Source organism: Stenotrophomonas sp. (assembly GCF_031995405.1).
Classification (GTDB): domain Bacteria; phylum Pseudomonadota; class Gammaproteobacteria; order Xanthomonadales; family Xanthomonadaceae; genus Stenotrophomonas.
In genome coordinates this window covers 1-18,624 of sequence record NZ_DAMAGC010000004.1, presented here as the reverse complement: position 1 = coordinate 18,624, position 18,624 = coordinate 1, and the positions used below count along the sequence as shown (strand labels likewise).

General features: G+C 68.1%; 12 protein-coding genes. 6 read left to right on the top strand and 6 right to left on the bottom strand.

The window, feature by feature from the left end:
* Nucleotides 1-112: 112 nt before the first annotated feature.
* Complete coding sequence (locus tag RTO53_RS01320; protein ID WP_312236085.1) at nucleotides 113-952, top strand: PhzF family phenazine biosynthesis protein; 840 nt, start codon at nucleotides 113-115, stop codon at nucleotides 950-952.
* Between the two features lie 189 nt (nucleotides 953-1,141).
* On the opposite strand, the gene RTO53_RS01315 is transcribed toward RTO53_RS01320, so the two are convergent.
* Nucleotides 1,142-4,897, bottom strand: coding sequence for a LamG-like jellyroll fold domain-containing protein (locus tag RTO53_RS01315; RefSeq protein WP_312236129.1), 3,756 nt, complete (start codon nucleotides 4,895-4,897; stop codon nucleotides 1,142-1,144).
* A 267-nt stretch (nucleotides 4,898-5,164) separates the two neighbouring features.
* Complete coding sequence (locus RTO53_RS01310; protein ID WP_312236084.1) at nucleotides 5,165-7,942, bottom strand: TonB-dependent receptor; 2,778 nt, start codon at nucleotides 7,940-7,942, stop codon at nucleotides 5,165-5,167.
* 264 nt (nucleotides 7,943-8,206) lie between these two features.
* Between RTO53_RS01310 and RTO53_RS01305 the strand changes: the two genes are divergently transcribed.
* The 3 genes from RTO53_RS01305 (at nucleotide 8,207) to RTO53_RS01295 (ending at nucleotide 10,372) form a co-directional block, all read left to right on the top strand.
* Nucleotides 8,207-9,229, top strand: a complete 1,023-nt coding sequence (locus tag RTO53_RS01305) for a sugar kinase (RefSeq protein WP_312236083.1) — start codon at nucleotides 8,207-8,209, stop codon at nucleotides 9,227-9,229.
* On the top strand, nucleotides 9,216-9,854 hold the full coding sequence (gene eda, locus RTO53_RS01300; RefSeq protein WP_312236082.1) for a bifunctional 4-hydroxy-2-oxoglutarate aldolase/2-dehydro-3-deoxy-phosphogluconate aldolase: 639 nt from the start codon (nucleotides 9,216-9,218) through the stop codon (nucleotides 9,852-9,854). Before RTO53_RS01305 ends, eda begins: the two co-directional genes overlap by 14 nt.
* Before the next feature lie 131 nt (nucleotides 9,855-9,985).
* The gene (locus RTO53_RS01295; protein ID WP_312236081.1) at nucleotides 9,986-10,372 is read left to right on the top strand and encodes a hypothetical protein; all 387 of its coding nucleotides are present in this window, start codon (nucleotides 9,986-9,988) and stop codon (nucleotides 10,370-10,372) included.
* 77 nt (nucleotides 10,373-10,449) lie between these two features.
* On the opposite strand, the gene ligD is transcribed toward RTO53_RS01295, so the two are convergent.
* The 3 genes from ligD to RTO53_RS01280 all read right to left on the bottom strand — a co-directional run bounded on the left by ligD (nucleotide 10,450) and on the right by RTO53_RS01280 (nucleotide 14,426).
* Nucleotides 10,450-12,996: a DNA ligase D gene (ligD, locus tag RTO53_RS01290; protein WP_312236080.1), complete on the bottom strand. Its 2,547-nt coding sequence runs from the start codon at nucleotides 12,994-12,996 to the stop codon at nucleotides 10,450-10,452.
* Between the two features lie 6 nt (nucleotides 12,997-13,002).
* Nucleotides 13,003-13,935, bottom strand: coding sequence for a Ku protein (locus RTO53_RS01285; RefSeq protein ID WP_312236079.1), 933 nt, complete (start codon nucleotides 13,933-13,935; stop codon nucleotides 13,003-13,005).
* A 92-nt stretch (nucleotides 13,936-14,027) separates the two neighbouring features.
* Nucleotides 14,028-14,426: a hypothetical protein gene (locus RTO53_RS01280; protein WP_312236078.1), complete on the bottom strand. Its 399-nt coding sequence runs from the start codon at nucleotides 14,424-14,426 to the stop codon at nucleotides 14,028-14,030.
* A 143-nt stretch (nucleotides 14,427-14,569) separates the two neighbouring features.
* Here RTO53_RS01280 and RTO53_RS01275 point away from each other — a divergent pair, with 143 nt between their 5' ends.
* Nucleotides 14,570-14,908 (top strand): hypothetical protein, encoded by a 339-nt coding sequence (locus tag RTO53_RS01275; RefSeq protein WP_312236135.1) that lies wholly within the window; start codon nucleotides 14,570-14,572, stop codon nucleotides 14,906-14,908.
* Between the two features lie 55 nt (nucleotides 14,909-14,963).
* Here RTO53_RS01275 and RTO53_RS01270 read toward each other — a convergent pair whose 3' ends face one another.
* Nucleotides 14,964-17,078 (bottom strand): TonB-dependent receptor, encoded by a 2,115-nt coding sequence (locus tag RTO53_RS01270; RefSeq protein ID WP_312236077.1) that lies wholly within the window; start codon nucleotides 17,076-17,078, stop codon nucleotides 14,964-14,966.
* Nucleotides 17,079-17,253: 175 nt separating this feature from the next.
* Between RTO53_RS01270 and RTO53_RS01265 the strand changes: the two genes are divergently transcribed.
* A complete protein-coding gene (locus tag RTO53_RS01265; RefSeq protein WP_312236076.1) occupies nucleotides 17,254-18,456 on the top strand; it encodes an amino acid aminotransferase in 1,203 nt (400 codons plus the stop codon).
* The last annotated feature ends 168 nt before the right edge of the window (nucleotides 18,457-18,624 follow it).

Below are 18,624 nucleotides of genomic sequence, written 5' to 3'. Positions count from 1 at the left end.
TGGCTCGGCTCTACCCATCCTGGCCCGTTGTCTCCTGCGAAGGGCAGCCGAGCGTGGCTCGGCTCTACACGGGGCGGGTGTGGATAATGCCGTGGTGCTTCCGGAGTCCCTGATGTCCACCCATCCGTTCCAACAGGTCAACGTGTTCAGTGCCGATCCGCTGCTGGGCAATCCGCTGGCGGTGGTACTCGACGCGGACGGTATCGACGACGCACGCATGGCCGCCTTCGCGCGCTGGACCAACCTCAGCGAAACCACCTTCGTGCTGCCGCCGACCGATCCGCGCGCGGACTACCGGGTGCGCATTTTCACCACCCTGGAGGAATTGCCGTTCGCCGGCCATCCCACGCTGGGCAGCTGCCATGCGTGGTTGGCACAGGGCGGGGTGCCGCAGGGCGGGGAGATCGTGCAGGAATGCGGCATCGGCCTGGTGCGGATCCGCCGCAGCGACGCCGGGCTGGCGTTCCTGGCCCCGCCACTGCTGCGCGACGGGCCGCTGGATGCGGCGCTGCGCGAACGCGTACGCGCCGGGTTGGGGCTGGCCGTCGAAGCGGTGGTGGACGCGCGCTGGGTGGACAACGGCACCGGCTGGTTGGCGCTGCGACTGCGCGACCGCGCCACGGTGCTGGCACTGCAGCCCGATTACACGCGGCTGGACGGTTTGAAGGTGGGGGTGTTCGGGCCGTGGCAGGCCGAGGATGGCGAGGCGGCGCAGTTCGAGAGCCGTGCCTTCATCGCTGGCGACGGCGCGCCGGAGGATCCAGCCACCGGCAGCCTCAACGCGGGTATCGCACGCTGGTTGCTCGAGGAAGGGCAGGTACCGGACCGCTACGTGATCAGCCAGGGCACCGTGCTGGGACGCGCCGGGCGGCTGCAGGTGGAGCGGCTGGGCGATGCACTGTGGATCGGTGGGGCCTGCGTGACCTGCATCGCGGGCACGGTGACGGTGTAACGGGGATTGGGCTCGGCAGGGTCGCATCCCGATCGACCGCCGGGATCCTCCGGCGGCACGGGAATGCATGATCCCCACCGCAAGCTGCGCCGTTGCGCCGTTGCGCTGATGCGCTGATGCGCCTTTGCGCCTTTGCGCCTTTGCGCTGATGCGCTGATGCGCTGTTGGGCTGTTGCGCCGCTGCGCGCGTCAGTCCAGCACGACCACGTTGTTGCGCTGGGTCACCTCGTCGCCGCCATCGGCCAGCATCACCCGCACGCGCAGGCCGCTGTGGTTTCCCGACGGCAACGGCAGGCGCAGCGTATGGGTCTTCGGCAGCAGGTCACTGGGCGCCGCCATCGCCGGCACCGCGCTACGCGCGATCTCGCGGCCATTGGCGTCCTCCAGCAGCACCACAGCCGCGCCGGTGGCCACATGTCCCAGGCTGTGCACGGTCACCTGCACCTGGCCCGCATCGACACGCACGTCGCCGCGACCGATGCCCAGGTCCGGGCGCTGTTCCACCGGCTGCCCGGCCTGCACCAGCTCGAACTCGAACACCTGTGCCTGCCCCGGCACGAACCGCAACGTGGTGGACGCGCTGCGCTCCAGCGTCAGTTCACGCACGCTGGCCTTGCCGTCGATGCGGTCGTCGCCATCGCGGTCAATGCCGCTGGTCACCCGCCAGTGCCCGGCGGTGACATTCCAGGCGGTCATGTCCGCATCCACCGCGCGTTTGCCCAGGTTGTAGGCGATCACCGTGAAGCGCGCCGGCGACGGCGCGTGCACCAGCAGCGCCACCTGTTCGGCGGCGTCGGGCTGGGCGAAGCGCCAACTCACCGTGTGCCCCGGCCAGCTCTGGTTGCGCTTGAGCGCGATGCCGCCGAGCCGCGCACGCTGCAGGAACTCGCTCGGCGCCTCGACCCGGTCGGACCACCAGTGGCCTTCGGTATTCATGTACTCGCGCTGCGCCTTGGCCTGGATGCCGTCGGCGTGCAGGGCTTCCAGGTACTTCTTGTCGCCGCTGGCCTGCCACGCCATCAGGCTGGAGAAGCCGGTGTTGCCGGCATCGGCGTCGGCGATCAGGCGTGGGTTCCACTCCGCGCCCCGGCCGAGTACCTCCACGTAGTTCTCGCCCAGGTTGGACAACGCACCCGGCCCGCCGCGCTCGACGCGGTAGTCCAGCGCCTGGAGGTATTTGGCATCGCCGCTCCAGCGCCACGCGGCCCAGAAGGTGTGCATGACATCGCCACCGCCGGAACCGTTGTTGAGCTCACCGCTGCGGGTCTTGCCCGTGGCCCAGCTGATTTCGTTGGGCAGGGTCCAGCGGCCCTTGTCGTCGCTGTAGGCGTGGGCGAGGTAGCTGTCGGCCAGGCCGGTGACCAGCTTGCGGCTGGTCGCGTCGGCGTTGTACTGGCCGACCAGGAACGCCGGATGCAGCGCCGGGAACGAGTACGGCTTCTGCCACTGCCAGTTGGGCTCGCGATAGACCTTGTTGCCGCCGTACCAGTTGCTGGAGAACAGCAGGTGGCCCTGCGGGTTGGGCAGGATGATGCGTTCGTCGAACGCCTTCACCGTCTCCATCAGCCGCTCGACGGTGAGCGGGTCGCCCCAGTTGAGGTAGAGCATGGCGCTGTTGGTGTTGATGCCTTCCTCGTAGGCATGCAGTTCGTCGGTCTCGATGGTGCTCAGGCCGTTGCTGAACATGCCATTGCGATACACCGCATCGGACAGCGCGGTGAGCGAGGCATTGAGCCGGTCCGGCTGCACGCCCATCAACGCCAACCCTGGCCACTGCTGGGTGAGATCGGAATCATCGGAGATGCCGCCGCCGAAATCGCCGTAGGCGATCTGGCGGTTGTCGATCCACCAGTCCACGAAGCGGCGCACGTACTTGAGGTCTTCGGTCTGCGCGAATGCCCACTGCGGCACGCCCTTGGGTGCTACCGGCGCGACGAAGGGCGGCTTGCCCTGGCTGTTGTAGCTGATGTAATTCCAGTACAGGCGCCCGAGTTCGTGGTCCGGATCGACCCGCAGCAGATCGGTCAGGTCGGCGTAGACGCGTGCATACAGGCGCTGGCGCTTGGAGGTGGTGTGTTCCTCGACGAGGAAGCCCCAGTTGTCGCGCGCCTGGTTGAAGCGGTCGGCCAGGTGTTCCCGCTTCGCCTCTTCGCGGTCCTTGTAGACCATGCGGATCTCCGCACCGTCCAGCGAGGCGGCGTTGAAGCCCGGCGCAGCCGAGGCGATGGACAGCCACAGGCTGTCGGCGGTGAGGATGCGGTCGCGCAGGTCCAGCCACAGCGTGCGCTTCTCGCCCGGCTTCACCGAGACCGACACATCGATCATGTCGCGTGCCGGCCAGATCGGGTCCTTGATGCGCACGTTGAGCGGGATCAGGCCGTTGTTGGTCGCCGGCAGATCCAAGGCGGGCAGGTCGATGGCGACGCCGTCCAGGCCGTCGTGCATGTTCTCCCAGCTGTAGGCCCAGCTGCGGATCAATGGCTGCGCGGCCGCCGCGTCGCCCACCCCGGAAGGGATCAGCACGTGCACGATCGGCAGCGGCTGCGCGGGCAGGGTATCGGCACTGCGCCGGCGCGAACCGGCGCCCTTGGGCAGGGCCATCACCGTGCTGCGTTCGGCCGCCGGGAAGCGGCCGTCGATGTACTGCCGCAGGCTGGCGATGTTGAGGTAGTCCGGCAGGGCCTGGCTGTCGATGACGTAGCGCTGCTTGACCGTGCCGGCGGGCTCGGGTGCCGCACTGACGTCGTAGGCCCAGATTTCCTGGATGGGGGTTTCCTGTTCGGTATTGCGGAAGTGCAGCACGCCGCCGGTCTGCGCGGGAATGTCATCGACGCTGCGCACCACGCCCTGGCGGCGCTGCAGCAGCGGCGTCGGCGACTGGCCCGCGTCACTGTGGCTGAGCGTGCCGAACGCGGCGCCGCGCACTTCGATGCGGTTGACTGTCTCGCCCGCCGGCAGGGTCAGGTCGAGCTGCTTGCCGCCATCGACGTAGGTGTTCCAGTCCGGCAGCTGGAAGTAGTCGTTGCGGCCGGGCAATCGCGAACGGTTGTACACGCCGGGCCAGGTGGTCTCGGCGATGCCGTCGGTGGCCTTCCACATCCACTGCTTGTGGTCTTTGGTATCGGCGAACTCGACCTTGCGGATGCGCGTGGTCGGTGCCGTCAGCGCCGGTGGCGCCGCGCTGTCCCAGCCGAAGCGATGACGCCAGGCGCGCATCGGATCGGGCGCGGCCATGGCCGTGGCCGGTGCCGTATTGCGTGCCAGCGCGGCCATGCCGGCCGGATCGAGCAGGCGATCGTAGACGCGGATCTCGTCCAGGTCGCTGCCACGCAGGAAGTTGTAGCGGCTCTGCACCTGGTAGGGCGCCATCACCCGTCCGGCCAGGCCGAGCTGGTCGAGCGCGGCGTCGTAATCGGCGGTGGTGTCCTGGCGTGCCACTTCCTTGCCATCGACGTACAGGCGTACGCCGTGGTCCTCGTCCCAACCGAAGGCGATGTGCTGCCACTGCTGCGGTGAGGGGGTGTGGTCGAGCGTGAAGGAGACGCGCGTGCGGGCCAGGTTGGCGTCGGTGACGAACGCATCGAAGCCGTGGCCGTTCCAGTCGATGCGCAGCCAGGCCATGTCCCAGCTGCTGTGGTCGGCATAACCGACCCGGAAGATCACGAACGGCGCTTCACCCACCGCATAGCGGGGGCGCCAGAAGAACCCGAGCGTGCCACGCTGGGCCTGGATGTTGCCGGGCGCGTTCCACGAGAGCACGCCGTCGTCTTCCCACTGGATCGCCGATCCGCGCGCGCCATCGGACACGCGGTTGACCTTGTCCAGGAAATTGGGGACCGCATCGCCCTGCGCGGTGTCGGCGGTGAAGCCGTTGTCGGCCGAGACGTGGAACAGCAGCTGCGGTGCCGGCTGTGCCCAGGCGCCGGCGCTGCCTCCCAGCAGCATCCACAGCAGGCTGGCCGAAAGACGGGTGCGACGGGGCGAACGGACAGCGTGCAGCGGCATGGCAGGTTCCTTTCGACAGCTCAACGGTACGGCGGTAGCGCGGGGAGCCGGATCGAAAGCAGTACGCAGGCGCTGCGGGCGGGTGCGCAGCCTCCCCGCCGCGTGTTCTGCACGCAACGCACGCTAGCAAAGCCGACGTTCCCCAACATCTTGCGACGCAACAGCAGCGGCGGCGCGATCGCTCACGCCGCCGCCGTCCGGTGTGGATCAGAACTTGTAACGCACGCCGAGCATGAACTGACGTCCGGTCTCGGTGTACTGCAGCGGCAGCTGGCCGGTGCTCGGCGAGTAGACCCACTCGTCGCTGGCTTCGTTGGTCAGGTTCATGCCTTCCAGGCTCAGCTCGAGCTTCTCGTTGATCGCGTAGCGGATCGACGCATCGATGAACGTGGTGCCGGTCATGCCGTGGTAACCATCGAGATTGAAGCCCGCTTCGGTACCGGTGACCTGGGTCAGGTAGTCGTCGCGATTGGTTGCCGAGACGCGACCGGAGAACACCTTGCCTTCGTAGAACAGCGTGGCGTTCCACGAGTTGCGCGACAGGCCGGTCAGGTCGGCCTTCAGCACCGGCTGGCCGCTGGAGTTGATGTACTGGATCTGCGAGTCGACCCAGGTGTAGTTCAACTGCACGCCCAGGTTGGACCACTTGCCCGGCAGGAAGGTGAAGGGCTGGGTGTAGTTGACTTCCACGCCCTTGAGTTCGCCGCCCGGGGTGTTCACCGGCTTGGTATAGGTGAAGTCGCTGTCCGGGCTGGCGCCGGTGCCGATCAGCAGCGCGTCGGGCAAACCGCTGAAGCTGTACGGGTGGGTCTCGCGCGTGGTCTGGATGAAGGTCTCGATGTCCTTGTAGAACAGGCCGACACCGGCCATGGCGCCTTCGGCGAAGTACCACTCGAAGCCCAGGTCCACGTTGGTGGCACGGATCGGGTCCAGGTCCGGATTGCCGGTGGCGATGGTGCGCGCCGCGCCGGCAACGGCCACGGTGGAACCGGGGGTCAGGTTACCCAGGCCCGGACGGCTCATCACCTTGGCCGCGCCCAGGCGGATCAGGAAGTCCGGGGTGATTTCCGCCACCAGGTTGAACGAGGGCAGGGTGTCGTCGTAGGTGCGCTCGGCGGTGGTGGACACCGTGGTGGTGGTCAGCGTGGACAGGCCCGTGGCGGTCTGCTTGGTGCGCACATAGCGCACGCCGAAATTACCCGAGAACGGGATGCTGCCCAGCTCGGTGGAGAACTCGCCCATCAGGTAGCCACCGCGATCCTCTTCGTCCACGCTGCGCACGTTGTTGGCGCGCGGGGCGACGGCGAAGATGCCGCTGTTGCTGTAGATGTCGAACTGGTCGGCGATCGCATCAAGATTGGGCACCACCCAGTTGTTGGGGTTGCCGGTGATGCCCTTCAGGCCTTCCTGCTGGGTCAGGCCCACCGGCACGATCTTGGTGCCGTCGGCGAAGTTGGGCACGACCAGCTCGCTGGCGCGGCGCATTTCCACGGTCTTGAACGTGTAGTTCTTGGCCAGGATGCCGCCCTTCAGGCGGAAGCCCGGGCTGATGTTCCAGTTGAAGTCGATCTGGCCGGTATCGAAGTCATTGTCCACGTACTGCGGACGCAGGCGGATTTCAGCCAGTTCCCAACCGGCCGGGTTGGTCGGGTCGATGCCGTAGTTCAGCGTCGGGAACCGGCTGTTGCCCCGGTAGTCGTAGCTGTAGTTGTCGACGTCGTACTTGTCCATGATGATCGTGGTCTGGATCGGGTTCTCGTGCTTGGAGCGCGAGATGCCGACCTTGCCCGACAGGGTGAAGTCGTCGCCGAAGCGGTGCTGGCCGTTCAGCGCGATCTGCTTGAACTCGGTGCTCCACTCGTCATGGCGGTTTTCGGTGCGGATGTCGACGTTGTCGAACTCACCGTAGACCAGCGCGTTGTTCTCGATCACCCCGTTCTTGACGATCATCGACGGCTTGCCGTCGCGATCGGGCCGACGCAGCGCACCGGTGGCCGAATCCCGGCCGCGGCTGAAGGAGATCGCCTCGATGTAGTGCTCGTCGCGCTTGGCGTCGATCTTGGAATACAGGGTATCCAGCGAGATCTCGGTCGCGTCGGTGGGCTTCCACTGCAGGGTGCCGGTCACGCCCAGGCGCTTCTGCTCGTGTTCCATCTGTACGTAGCGCGGGAAACGCGGGTGGTAGACATCGGCGCTGCGCGCGGCCGTGAACGGCGAGGTGGGGCTGAAATTGCTGTTGCTCGTGCCGTTGGCCCAACGCCCGGTGTTGGAGCCTTCCTCCAGCGCCTGGCGCTCGGAGTAGGCCACCGACAACAGCGCACCGAAGGTGCCATCGGCGAAGGTGTTGGAGATCAGCGCGGCCACGCGCGGGTCGGCCTTTTCAGCCATCGCGTTGTAGCTGGCCTGGCCGCTGGCGGCAAAGGTAAAGCCGTCGTAGTCGAACGGGCGCGCGGTGCGCAGGTCCACGGTGGCGCCGAGCGAGCCTTCCTCGACGTCGGCCGAGGCGGTCTTGCGCACCAGCAGTTGCGAGAACAGGTCCGAGGCGAACACATTGAAGTCGAAGCCGCGGCCGCGGTTGGTGCCGCCGCTCTGGTCGCCGGCGCCGACGGTGGTCAGCGCTTCCATGCCGTTGATGCGCACGCGGGTGAAATCCGGACCGAGGCCGCGCACGGAGATGTTGCGGCCTTCGCCGGCTTCACGGGTGATGACCACGCCCGGAATGCGCTGCAGCGATTCGGCCAGGTTCAGATCCGGGAACTTGCCAATGTCTTCGGCGACAATCGCATCGACCACGCCCGCTTCGCCGCGCTTGATGTCCAAGGCCTTTTCGACGCTGGCGCGGTAGCCGGTGACGGTCACGGTGTCCAGGTCGGTGGCGGCGCCGGTGGGCGTTTCCTGAGCCAGCGCGGTACCACTCAGCGCCAGGCAGATCGACAGGGCAAGCAAGGTAACCGGTGTCTTTTCCTGGATGTTTCGAGAATGCATGTTTTCCCTCTCCCAAGGTGCTACATGAAACAGCAATCCGGCGACATGTCAGTGCAATGACACCGCTGGTCAGGGCGGACGTTAACAGCCCGTTCCGGAAGGAGCATCTTGCAGCGCAACAGATTTTGAATGTCCCCTGGAGGCTTGCGGGACAAAGCTTTCGACATTTGCCCGGGTGGACGGCAGGCGCCGCAAGGCTAGAATGACACCGCTAGCCATTCGTCCTGGGCGACGTTTCACCGGCCCTCGCTTTCACAAGGATCCATGATCATGAGTCGCGTCGTCTGTTTTGGGGAGTTGTTGCTGCGCATGAGCGCGCCGGGCCGTGAGTTGCTGCTGCAGAGCGCGCAGCTGGCGGTGCATCCCGGGGGCGCCGAAGCCAATGTCGCGGTGTCGTTGGCCCACCTGGGACACACGGTGGCGATGGTGAGCACGCTGCCCGCCAATCCGCTGGGCCAGTTCGTCGCCGGTGAGTTGCGCCGGCACGGCGTGGACACCGGCCATGTGCAGGTGCGGCCGGGGCGCATGGGCCTGTACTTCCTCACCACCGGTGCCGTACAGCGCGCCAGCGAGGTGGTGTACGACCGTGCCGATTCGGCGTTTGCCACCGGCAGTGCCGCCGACTACGACTGGGACACGCTGCTGGCCGGCACCGACTGGCTGCACCTGTCCGGGGTCAGCCCGGCGCTCAACCCGGCAATGGCCGAGGCCACGCTGGCGGCGGCACGCGCGGCCTGCGCGCGCGGGGTGAAGGTGTCTTTCGACGGCAATTTCCGTCCGTCGCTGTGGGCGCGCTGGCAGGGCGATGCGGCCGGGATCCTGCGCGAGCTGTTTGCCTGCGCCGACGTGCTGTTCGCCGACTACCGCGACATCGGCGTGGTCCTGGGTGGAGACTTTCCCCAGGCGCAGCTGGCCGAGCGCGTGGATGCCGCCGCCGCGCAGGCGTTCGCCGCGTTCCCGCGGCTGCAGTGGATGGCCTGCACCCAGCGCACCCCGCACAGCGTGGACAACCATGCGCTCGGGGCGATGCTGCTCGGTCGCGATGGCAGCCGCGCGGTGGCGCCGACCCGCGACATGCTCGGCATCGTGGATCGCATCGGCGGGGGCGATGCCTTCGCCGCCGGCATCCTGCATGGCATGATGCGCGGCTTCGCGCCGGACGCGATCGTGCGCTTCGGCCTGGCCGCGGGCTGCCTGAAGCATTCGATCCCCGGCGACTTCAACCCTGTCAGCGAGGCTGACATCATGGCCCTCACGGGCGAGGAGCGATTCGATGTCCGGCGCTGATCCGCGCGTACGCGCAGTCCTGAAACTGGCCCCGGTGATTCCGGTGTTCACGCCGGAAAACGTCGACGACGCGGTCGAGGTGGCACGCGCATTGTTCAACGGCGGCCTGCCCGTGATCGAGGTGACCCTGCGCACGCCGGTGGCGATGGAGGCGATCAAGGCCATGGTCGAGGCCGTGCCCGATGCCGTGGTGGGCGCCGGCACCGTGCTCAGTGCCGCGCAGATGGAACAGGTCAAGCAGGTGGGCGGGCGTTTCGCGGTATCGCCAGGCGCCACCGCGAGCCTGTATGCGGCCGCCCGCGATACCGACCTGCCGTTCCTGCCCGGCGTGGCGACGTCTTCCGAACTGATGCTCGGCCTGGAGCACGGGCTGGATACCTTCAAGTTCTTCCCGGCGGTGCAGGCCGGCGGCGCGGCGATGCTGTCGGCATGGAACGGGCCATTCGGCGACGTGCGCTTCTGCCCGACCGGCGGGATCACCGCGCAGACCGCGCGCGAATTCCTGCACCTGCCCAACGTGCTGTGCGTGGGCGGTTCCTGGCTGACCACGCGTGCGCTGCTGCAGGCGCGCGACTGGGCCGGGATCGAACAGCTGGCCCGCGATTCGGCCGCGCTGGTCGGCTGATACTGGAGGCCGGCCCAATGCCGGGTGCGTGGCGTGGCCTGGCCCACACGGCGCAGTTGAAGGCGTCCAACAGAGTCTGACGCATGGCGTGCGTCCATAATGGGCGCACGTTCGTTGTCGCCAGGATCCCCATGTCCACCTTGTCGCTTGCCAGGACCGTCGTGCTCTCCGTGCTGTGCGTGGTCGTGGCGTTGTTCGTGCTGGGCATGGTCAGCGGCGCGGCCGGGTGGATCGCGCCGTGGATCGGGCTGGGCGAAGGCGGGCAGTCGCGGCTGGCGTGGGACCTGGCCTGGACGATCCTGGGCGGCGTGGCCGCCACGGCCTTCGCGGCGCGCTACGCGCCGAACGCGCCCTATGTGCACGGTGGGGTGGTCTGGGCGGTGATCGCCGCCGCGTCGGTCTATGCGGCCTGGGACCTGGGCAGCGACTTCCCGTTCTGGTTCGTCACCGTGCTGCTCATCGCGCTGCCGTTCCAGGCGGCCGGCATCTGGCTGGGCGCGCGCTACAGGCCGCGTTGAGGGAAGCATGCGACGCGGTCGGGTCGCATCCCGCGCCGGCGTGAAGCGCTGCGGAATGGCGATGAAGCGCCCCCACGTCACGCCCCCGGCAGCACCTGCTTCACCGCATCGATCCCTTCCCACGGATCCTGCTTCAGGCGCTGCGCCCGCTGCAGCGCCTTGGCCAACGGGAACGCATCGGCAGCCGTCACCCGGCCCAGTTCTTCCCAGCGCAACGGCACCGCCACGCCCGCACCCGGACGCGCCCGCAGCGACCACGAGCACACGCTGGTGGCACCGCGCGCGTTGCGCAGCCAGTCGATGAAGATCACGCCCGTGCGCTTGGCCTTGCTCATGGTGGCCACGTAGCGCTCGGGCGCATGCTCGGCCATGGCTTGGGCGAAGGCCTCGCAGAAGTCCTTGGCCTGCGCCCAGTCGGCCTTGGGCTGCAGCGGCACCACCACATGCACGCCCTTGCCACCGGACAAGCGCACGAAGCTCTGCAGGCCGGTCTCCAGCAACCGGTCGCGCACATCGCGCGCGGCGGTCTTGACCTGCGCCCAGCTGACGCCCTCGCCGGGATCCAGATCGAACACCAGCCGGTCCGGGTGCTCGGGATCGCCTACCGTGGCGCCCCACGGATGCAGCTCCAGTGTGTTCATCTGCACCAGTTGCAACAGGCCGGCCAGGTCCTCGATGTAGAGGTAGTCTTCGCGCCCGCTTTTCTGCTCCAGCGGAATGGCCTGCACGGCTTCACCCAGGCCGGTGCCATGGTGCTTCTGGAAGAAGCACGGCTTGTCCACGCCATCGGGACAGCGCAGCAGCGACAACGGCCGGCGGGCAACTTCGGGCAGCACCCAGCGCGCCATCTGCCGGTAGTAGTGGGCGACATCGCCCTTGGTGATCTTCGCCTTGGCAAACACCACGCGTTCGGGATGGCTGATGTTCACTTCGCCGGCGCCGGCGTCGGCAACGCGCGGCGTCGTGGTGGCGGTCGCCTTCGTGGCCTTGTTCCTGGCCGTTGGCTTTTTTTGCCCGGCAGGCAACGTGCCCGCGCCGCCCAGATCCTTCGCTGCCTTGTCCTCGCGCAGCCGCTTGAAACTGGCCTGCCGCAGCAGCCCTTCCTTCGCCCAGCCGCGGAATGCGACCTCGGCCACCAGCACCGGCTTAACCCAGTGCACGCTGCGCGCATGGAACGGCACATGTGCGGGCAGGGTGACCACTGCGTCCTTCACCGCCAGCGCGCCGAGCTGGCGGGTCAGCGCACGCAGCAACGCATCATCGAACCCGGTACCGACACGCCCCACATAGCGCAGGCCGCCCTTGTCCGGCGTGGCCATCAAAAGTGAGCCAAAGCCGCTGCGTGACCCTTTCGGTTCGGTATAGCCGACGATCAGGAACTCATCGGTGTTCTCATGCTTGATCTTGATCCACGCAGGCGACCGCGTGTTGACGTAGGCGGCATCCACGCGCTTGCTGATGATGCCCTCGTAGCCCGCATCGCCACTGGCCGCGAACACCTGCGGACCGTGATCGAGCACATGCTCGCTGTAGGCCAGCGTGCCCGGCGTCGGGCCGATCAGGTCCTTGAGCAGCGCCTTGCGCGCCAGCAAGGGCGCGCGGCTGATGTCGACGCCGGCAATACCGGGCATGTCGAACACCACGTAGCGCAGCGGTTGCCTGGCGGTGCCATCGATCACCTTCTGCAACGCGGTGAAGTCGCTGCGGCCCTGCGCGTCCAGCACCACCAGTTCGCCATCCAGGCGCAGGTCGCGCACCGGCAGCGCGGCAATCGCCTGCACCACTTCGGGGAAGTCATCGGTCCAGTTCAAGCCGCCGCGCGAGCGCAGGGACACCACGCCATCACTGACCTCGGCCAGCAGACGGTAGCCATCCCATTTGATCTCGTGCAGCCAGGCCTCGCCGTCGGGTGCGCTGGCGCGGTGATCGGTCAGCTGCGGCTTGAAGCCCTGCGGATAAGGCGTGTCGCGCGCCTCCTGCAGCGCCAGCGCGCGCTTGTGCCAGCGCGCGTCGGCCTTGCGCGCCGCTGGCGGCGTGGCGGCCTGCTTCACTGCCTTGCCCGTGCCCGTGCGGGCGCGGGTTTTCGGGGCAGCCGTACGCCGTGCAGGCGCTGTATCGAGCATGTCATCGGCCTCCGCATCGCGTGCATCGTCATCGTCGCGCTTGATCAGCAGCCACTGGTGCTGCTTGCCCTTCATCGCGGTACGCACCAGCTTCCAGCCGCCCTTGAGCCGCTCGCCATGCAGGACGAAGTCGAGCTTGCCGGCGGCGATCGCCTCGAGCGGATCGCCGTCGCACGCCCAGGTGCCGTGGTCATACACATCCACGTGTCCGGCGCCGTAGTGGCCGGTGGGGATATCGCCTTCGAACGTCGCATAGGACAGCGGATGGTCTTCCACTTCCACCGCCAGGCGCTTCTCGCCCACGCGCAGCGACGGACCCTTCGGCACCGCCCAGCTCTTGAGCACGCCGTCGGCTTCCAGGCGGAAATCGTAGTGGCGGGAACTGGCGTGATGCAGCTGCACCACGAAGATCGGGCGCCGCGCCGCTGCGCCGGCGCGCTCGGCATCGGGTTCGGGGGTGCCATCGAAGCGGCGTTTTCGGCGATATTCCTGCAGTGACATCTGCGCTTACCCGGCCTTGCGCGGGGTGCTGCGCGCGGCGGTCTTCCTGGTCGCCTTGGCGGCTTTTTTGGCGGGTTTGGCCTTCTTGGCCGCCGACTTCTTTGGCGCCGCGGTCACCGCCGTCTTCTTCGGCGGCGTGCGCTTCTTTGCATCCAGGCTCTTCTGCAGCAGCGACATGAAGTCCACCACGTTGGTGGCATCGTCCTCGCGTGGCGCCGGTTCGTCCTCCACCTTGGTGGTGCCGCCCTTGGACTTGATCCGCTTGGTCAGCAGCGTCTGCAGGCGCTCGCGGAACTCGTCGTGGTAGTCATCGGGCTTCCACTCGCCGGACATCGAATCGATGAGTTGTTCGGCCATGGCCGTTTCCTTGCTGCTGATCCGGTATTCGGCCAGGCTCCCGGTGGGCAGCTTGTAGTCTTCCGGGTCCACCAGTTCCTGCGGGTAGCGCAGGATCATCAGCACCAACCCATCGCCGTGCGGCATCACCGCGCAGAGGTACTCGCGGGTGCGCACCACCACCCGCGCGATGCCGACCTTGCCGGTCTTGCGCAGGGTTTCGCGCAGCAGCACGTAGCCTTTCTCGGCCTTCTTGGCCGGTACCAGCAGGTAGGGCTTCTCGTAGTAACGCGGGTCGATGGTGGCGGCGTCGACGAAGGTTTCCACCTCCACCGCCTCGTGGCTTTCCGGCGCGGCCGAGCGGATGTCGTCCTCTTCCAGCACCACGTAGCTGCCCTTGTCGTACTCGTAGGCTTTGACGATGTCCTTCCACGGCACTTCTTCGCCGGTATCGGCATTGACCCGCTCGAAGCGGATCGGCTTGCGGTCGCGCGAGTCGAGCATGCGGAACTGCAGGTCTACCTTGCGTTCGCCGGACATCAGCGACACCGGGACATTGAGCAACCCAAAGGACAAGGTTCCGGTCCAGATCGGTCGGGCCATGGCGGTGCTGCTCCAGCGTGGAAGAGAAGGGCAGCTGTACCCCCGGCCACGTGAAACGCCCGTGTCCGCCTCGTGCAGACGCCCTTTACGCGTTACTGCAGCAGGCCGTGCACGGCGGTGGGCGGCATGTGGTCCAGCGCCAGCCAGGCGTCCTCCACGATGCCGCGCGCCTGCGACCAGCCCAGCCGCGACTGCCCGCGCATCTGCTCCCAGTGTTCGGCCAGTTCACCGGCGGTATCTTCGTCGTTGCCACGCGGCCAATCGGCGTAATGCGTGGTCAGCGCGAAGGCATACGCCGGGTACAGGTCGCGCCAACTGCGGTGGCCGTGGCCGCGCCGCCGTTCGTAGTCGCTGCGCATGTACTGCAGGTAGTCCTGGGCCACCGCCTGGGCTTCCTCGGTGCGCTCGCGGCGCACGCGGCGCGTGGTCCGGGGCGGCTGCGGGTAGGCGCTGAACAACGCGGGGGCGGCACGACGGTCCAGGCGGGGCATGGCACGACTCCGGCGGTACTGGGGCAGGCAGGAATAGTCCCGCCCCCGTTAGCCAGCCGTGACAGATCCGTTCAGTGCTGCGGATTCGCAGCGACTTCACCGCCATCGCGCTGTAGTGGTGCTCCCGTTCCGGAGTTATTTCCATGCCACGCGATCCCCTGCGCGAAGCCAGCACCCCGGTGCCTGGCGAACAACACGCCAAACATGACAACCAGGATGCCGAAGACCGCGGCGCCGGCATGCCCGCGCCGCCCGAACCGGACCATCTGCCGGTGGCGGCGGCCCCGGTTGCCCCCTCCCGCGACCGCAAGGACCTGACCCCGGGCAGCGAAGGCCCGGCCGGTCACCATCGCCGCGAAGACGAGCACCAGCGCCAGCAGCGCAAGCAGCACGCCAGCGACAACCAGGACCAGGCGCTGGAGGAGACCTTCCCGGCCAGCGACCCGACCTCGCCGTTCGTCCCGGCCAAGGTCCCGAAGTAGAAGTAATTGCCCACCGTGGGTGGGCACGTGCTCCAGACGGGCGCCGGGAGAATCCTTAGGGCGCCCACTGCCACTGCAGGCCCACGCTGACCCGGCGGTCCGGGCCCGGCTCGAAGTAACGCTGATTGCCGTCGTTGACGATCACCGAGCCGATGTAACGCTGGTCCAACACGTTGTCCAGCCGCGCGAAGGCCCGCAACGTCCCCTGGGCCAGCTGCCAGCGGCGCGCTGCTTCCAGGTTCAACAATGCGTAACCGGCGGCTTTCTCGGTGGCCAGGTCATTGACCACCGTGTCGCCGGAGGCCACCACCTCGGCCGCCCACTGCCATGCGCCGGGGCGGTATTGCAGGCGCGCATTCCACTGCTGCTCCGGCACGCCGGGCAGCCGCGAGCCGGCAGCGACGGTCGCTCCGGACAGCACGTAGGGGTCGCGCACGGTCGCTTCCAGGTAGGTGTACGACAGCGCCAGGTCGACCTGCGCACCCAGCGGCTGCACATAGCTCGCTTCCAGTCCCTGGCGACGGGTACGGCCGATGTTGCGGTAGGTCGCGCGACCGCCGGTGTTGCTGGCCACGGCTAGTTCGTCATCGGTGTCGGCGCGGAACAGCGCCGCCTCCAGCTGCGCCCCGCTCTGCGCATGCCATTTGCTGCCCACTTCCAGGTTGCGGCTGCGGGCGGCCGACAGATCCAGCGCCAGCCCGGCCTGGCCATCGGCGCGGTAGCCCAGTTCGTTGAAGGTCGGGGTCTCGAAGCCGCGCCCGGCCGAGGCGTACAGCCGCCAGGCGTCGGTCGCGCGGAATACCACCCCGGCCACCGGCGTGGTGGCGTCGTAGCGGCGCGAGCCGCTGTCGTCGGGGTTGGTGGCGGTGATGTAGTGGTCGTTGGAGCGGAACCGTACCGTGCTGTGGCGCACGCCGAGCAGCAGCGACCAGCGCGGTGCCCACTGCCACCAGGCCTGGGCGAACTGGTCCACGTTCTCGACCCGGTCGGCCTGATCGCGGCGGAGGCGACCCTTGATGCCCAGCTGATCACCGACGAAATTCTCGTAACCACGGCGATCCTGCGCCTGGCGGTCGGCATTGGCGCCGATCACCAGATCCAGTGGCCGCCCGGCCCACTGCCCGTGCCAGCTCCAGCGCGCGTCCACCCCGCCGTAGTCGCCGTCCAGGTCGATCACGCCGCCGGCATGCAGCGGGTTGGCCTGCGGCGCCGGCGGAATCGCCAGGTACTGCTCGACGCTGCGCTGCCCGGCATAGCCCATGGCGCGCCATGTGTGCGCCCCGTCGGTGCGGGTGAACACCAGTCCGGCCTGGGCCTGGCGAACGGATTTGCGCGTGTTGTACTGCTCGGCCACGGCCGTAGCCTGGCGAGGGTCGGCGTTGACCTGGGCGCGGCTCAGCCCGAGCGGATCCTGTGCCTTGGGCGAATCGAAGTAGTTCAGCACCAGATCCAGCTGGCCACCGCCCACGTCCGTCCCGAGCCGCGCATTGACCGATTCGCGGCGCGCGGCGCTGTGCTCGCGCCAGCCATCGGTGCGGAAGTGGTTGGCGGCCACGTTGTAGCGGATCGGCCCCTGCTGGCCGCGCAGCTGCGCGCCGGCGCTGAGCGTGTTGTCGCTGCCGGTATCCAGCCGCAGCCGCCAGGGATCGCCCGGCGCGCCCTCGGCACTCCACAGCTGCACCACGCCGCCGGAGGAATTGCCGTACAGCGCCGAGAACGGCCCGCGCAGCACGTCCACGCGCTGGGCCGAGAGCAGGCTCGCGTGCGAGAGCTGGCCCTGGCCGTCGGGCATGGTCGCCGGCACGCCATCGACCAGTACCCGCACCCCGCGCACCCCGAAGGTGGAGCGGGCGCCGAAGCCGCGGATCGACAGCTGGGTGTCCTGCGCGTAGTTCTGGCGGTCGCGGGCGACCACCCCGGGGATGCCGCCCAGCGCTTCGGATACCTGCGCCAGGGTGCCGTTGGCCTCGTCGTCCAGCCACACCGTGCTGATCGAGGCGGGCAGGTCGGCATCGTCCACCTGCTGTACCCGCGCAGCCTGCACCTGAACCGTGGGCAGCCGCGCTACCTCGGGGGACGGATCGGGCCTGGATGCGGCCTGTGCCGGGTTCGGCAGCAGCACTGCCGAAAGCAGCGCGCAGGAAGGGACAAACGGGGATAAACGGAACATGCGATCTGGGGTCCTCGGCGATGTGGGGCGCCGCACGCCATGGTACGGAAACCAACGTGACGGTGGCCGCCGCGCCCTCGGCGTGGCTTTGTTACGATGGCCCGGTTGCGGCCCCACCGGCCGCACCGCGCGTCGCGACATCCTCCCCCCTTCCGTCATCCGAATGAGTACCGCCGTGTCCTTCTTTGCAAATGTGGAACTGGTCCCAGGCGACCCGATCCTGGGCCTGACCGAGGCATACAACGCCGACAGCCGCTCGACCAAGGTCAACCTGGGTGTGGGCATCTACTACGACGAGAGCGGCCGCATCCCGCTGCTTCGCGCCGTCAAGCAGATCGAGCAGCAGCTGGCCAACGAAGCCAAACCGCGCGGCTACCTGCCGATCGACGGGCTGCCGGCCTACAACCAGGCCACCCGCGAACTGGTGTTCGGCAAGGATTCGCCGCTGCTGGCCGCCGGCCGCGTGGCCACCTCGCAGACCATCGGCGGCAGCGGCGCGCTGCGCGTGGGCGCGGACCTGCTGCACCGGCTGCTGCCGCACGCCACCATCGCCATCAGCAACCCGAGCTGGGAAAACCACCGCGCCGTGTTCGGCGCCGCCGGTTTCGAGGTCGTCGAGTACAGCTACTTCGACCCGGCCACCCACGGCGTGGACTTCGAGGCGATGCTCGCCGACCTGGGCAAGCTGCAGCCGGGCACGGTGGTGCTGCTGCACGCGTGCTGCCACAACCCGACCGGTGCCGATCTCACCGTCGCGCAGTGGAAGCAGGTGGCCGCGCTGTTGAAGGACCGCCAGCTGTTCCCGTTCATCGACATGGCCTACCAGGGCTTCGACAAGGGCATCAGCGAAGACGGCGCCGCGGTGCGCATCATCGCCGAGGCCGGCATCGACAGCTTCGTGGTCGCCAACTCGTACTCCAAGTCGTTCTCGCTGTATGGCGAGCGCATCGGCGCGCTGTCGGTGGTGGCCCCGGACGCGAACGCGGCCAAGGCCGTGCAGTCGCAGGTCAAGCGCATCATCCGGACCATCTACTCCAGCCCGTCCAACCACGGTGCGGCGCTGGTGGCAGGCGTGCTCAACAGCGTCGAGCTGCGCCAGGTGTGGGAAGCGGAACTGACCGAGATGCGCGAGCGCATCCACGCGCTGCGCCACGGCCTGGTGGACAAGCTGGTCGCCGCCGGCGCGCCGGAATTCGCCTTCATCAACGACCAGGCCGGCATGTTCTCCTACTCCGGGCTGACCCGCCCGCAGGTGGACCGCCTGCGCGACGAGTTCGGCATCTACGCCGTCGGCACCGGCCGCATCTGCGTGGCCGCGCTCAACCAGGGCAACCTGGAGTACGTGGCCAAGGCTGTGTCGGCCGTCGCCAAGGGCTGATGGGTGCGGTAGTGCAATGAAGAACGGCCGCGCTGTGCGGCCGTTCTGCTGTTCACCCCGCGGTGGGACGGGGAGGGGCGGGATGGGACAGGACGCGGCGCGGCGGGACTGGACGCATCCCTGGTAGAGCCGAGCCATGCTCGGCTGCTCTTGCCTCGCGCAAAAAGC

Excerpts from the sequence above, each read along its gene's own strand:
- eda (WP_312236082.1), top strand. The coding sequence starts at position 9,216 with ATGTCCGGCGCTGATCCGCGCGTACGCGCAGTCCTGAAACTGGCCCCG.
- RTO53_RS01285 (WP_312236079.1), bottom strand. The coding sequence starts at position 13,935 with ATGGCCCGACCGATCTGGACCGGAACCTTGTCCTTTGGGTTGCTCAAT.
- RTO53_RS01270 (WP_312236077.1), bottom strand. The coding sequence starts at position 17,078 with ATGTTCCGTTTATCCCCGTTTGTCCCTTCCTGCGCGCTGCTTTCGGCA.
- RTO53_RS01315 (WP_312236129.1), bottom strand. The coding sequence starts at position 4,897 with ATGCTGCTGGGAGGCAGCGCCGGCGCCTGGGCACAGCCGGCACCGCAG.
- RTO53_RS01295 (WP_312236081.1), top strand. The coding sequence starts at position 9,986 with ATGTCCACCTTGTCGCTTGCCAGGACCGTCGTGCTCTCCGTGCTGTGC.
- RTO53_RS01280 (WP_312236078.1), bottom strand. The coding sequence starts at position 14,426 with ATGCCCCGCCTGGACCGTCGTGCCGCCCCCGCGTTGTTCAGCGCCTAC.
- ligD (WP_312236080.1), bottom strand. The coding sequence starts at position 12,996 with ATGTCACTGCAGGAATATCGCCGAAAACGCCGCTTCGATGGCACCCCC.
- RTO53_RS01310 (WP_312236084.1), bottom strand. The coding sequence starts at position 7,942 with ATGCATTCTCGAAACATCCAGGAAAAGACACCGGTTACCTTGCTTGCC.
- RTO53_RS01320 (WP_312236085.1), top strand. The coding sequence starts at position 113 with ATGTCCACCCATCCGTTCCAACAGGTCAACGTGTTCAGTGCCGATCCG.
- RTO53_RS01305 (WP_312236083.1), top strand. The coding sequence starts at position 8,207 with ATGATCATGAGTCGCGTCGTCTGTTTTGGGGAGTTGTTGCTGCGCATG.
- RTO53_RS01275 (WP_312236135.1), top strand. The coding sequence starts at position 14,570 with ATGCCACGCGATCCCCTGCGCGAAGCCAGCACCCCGGTGCCTGGCGAA.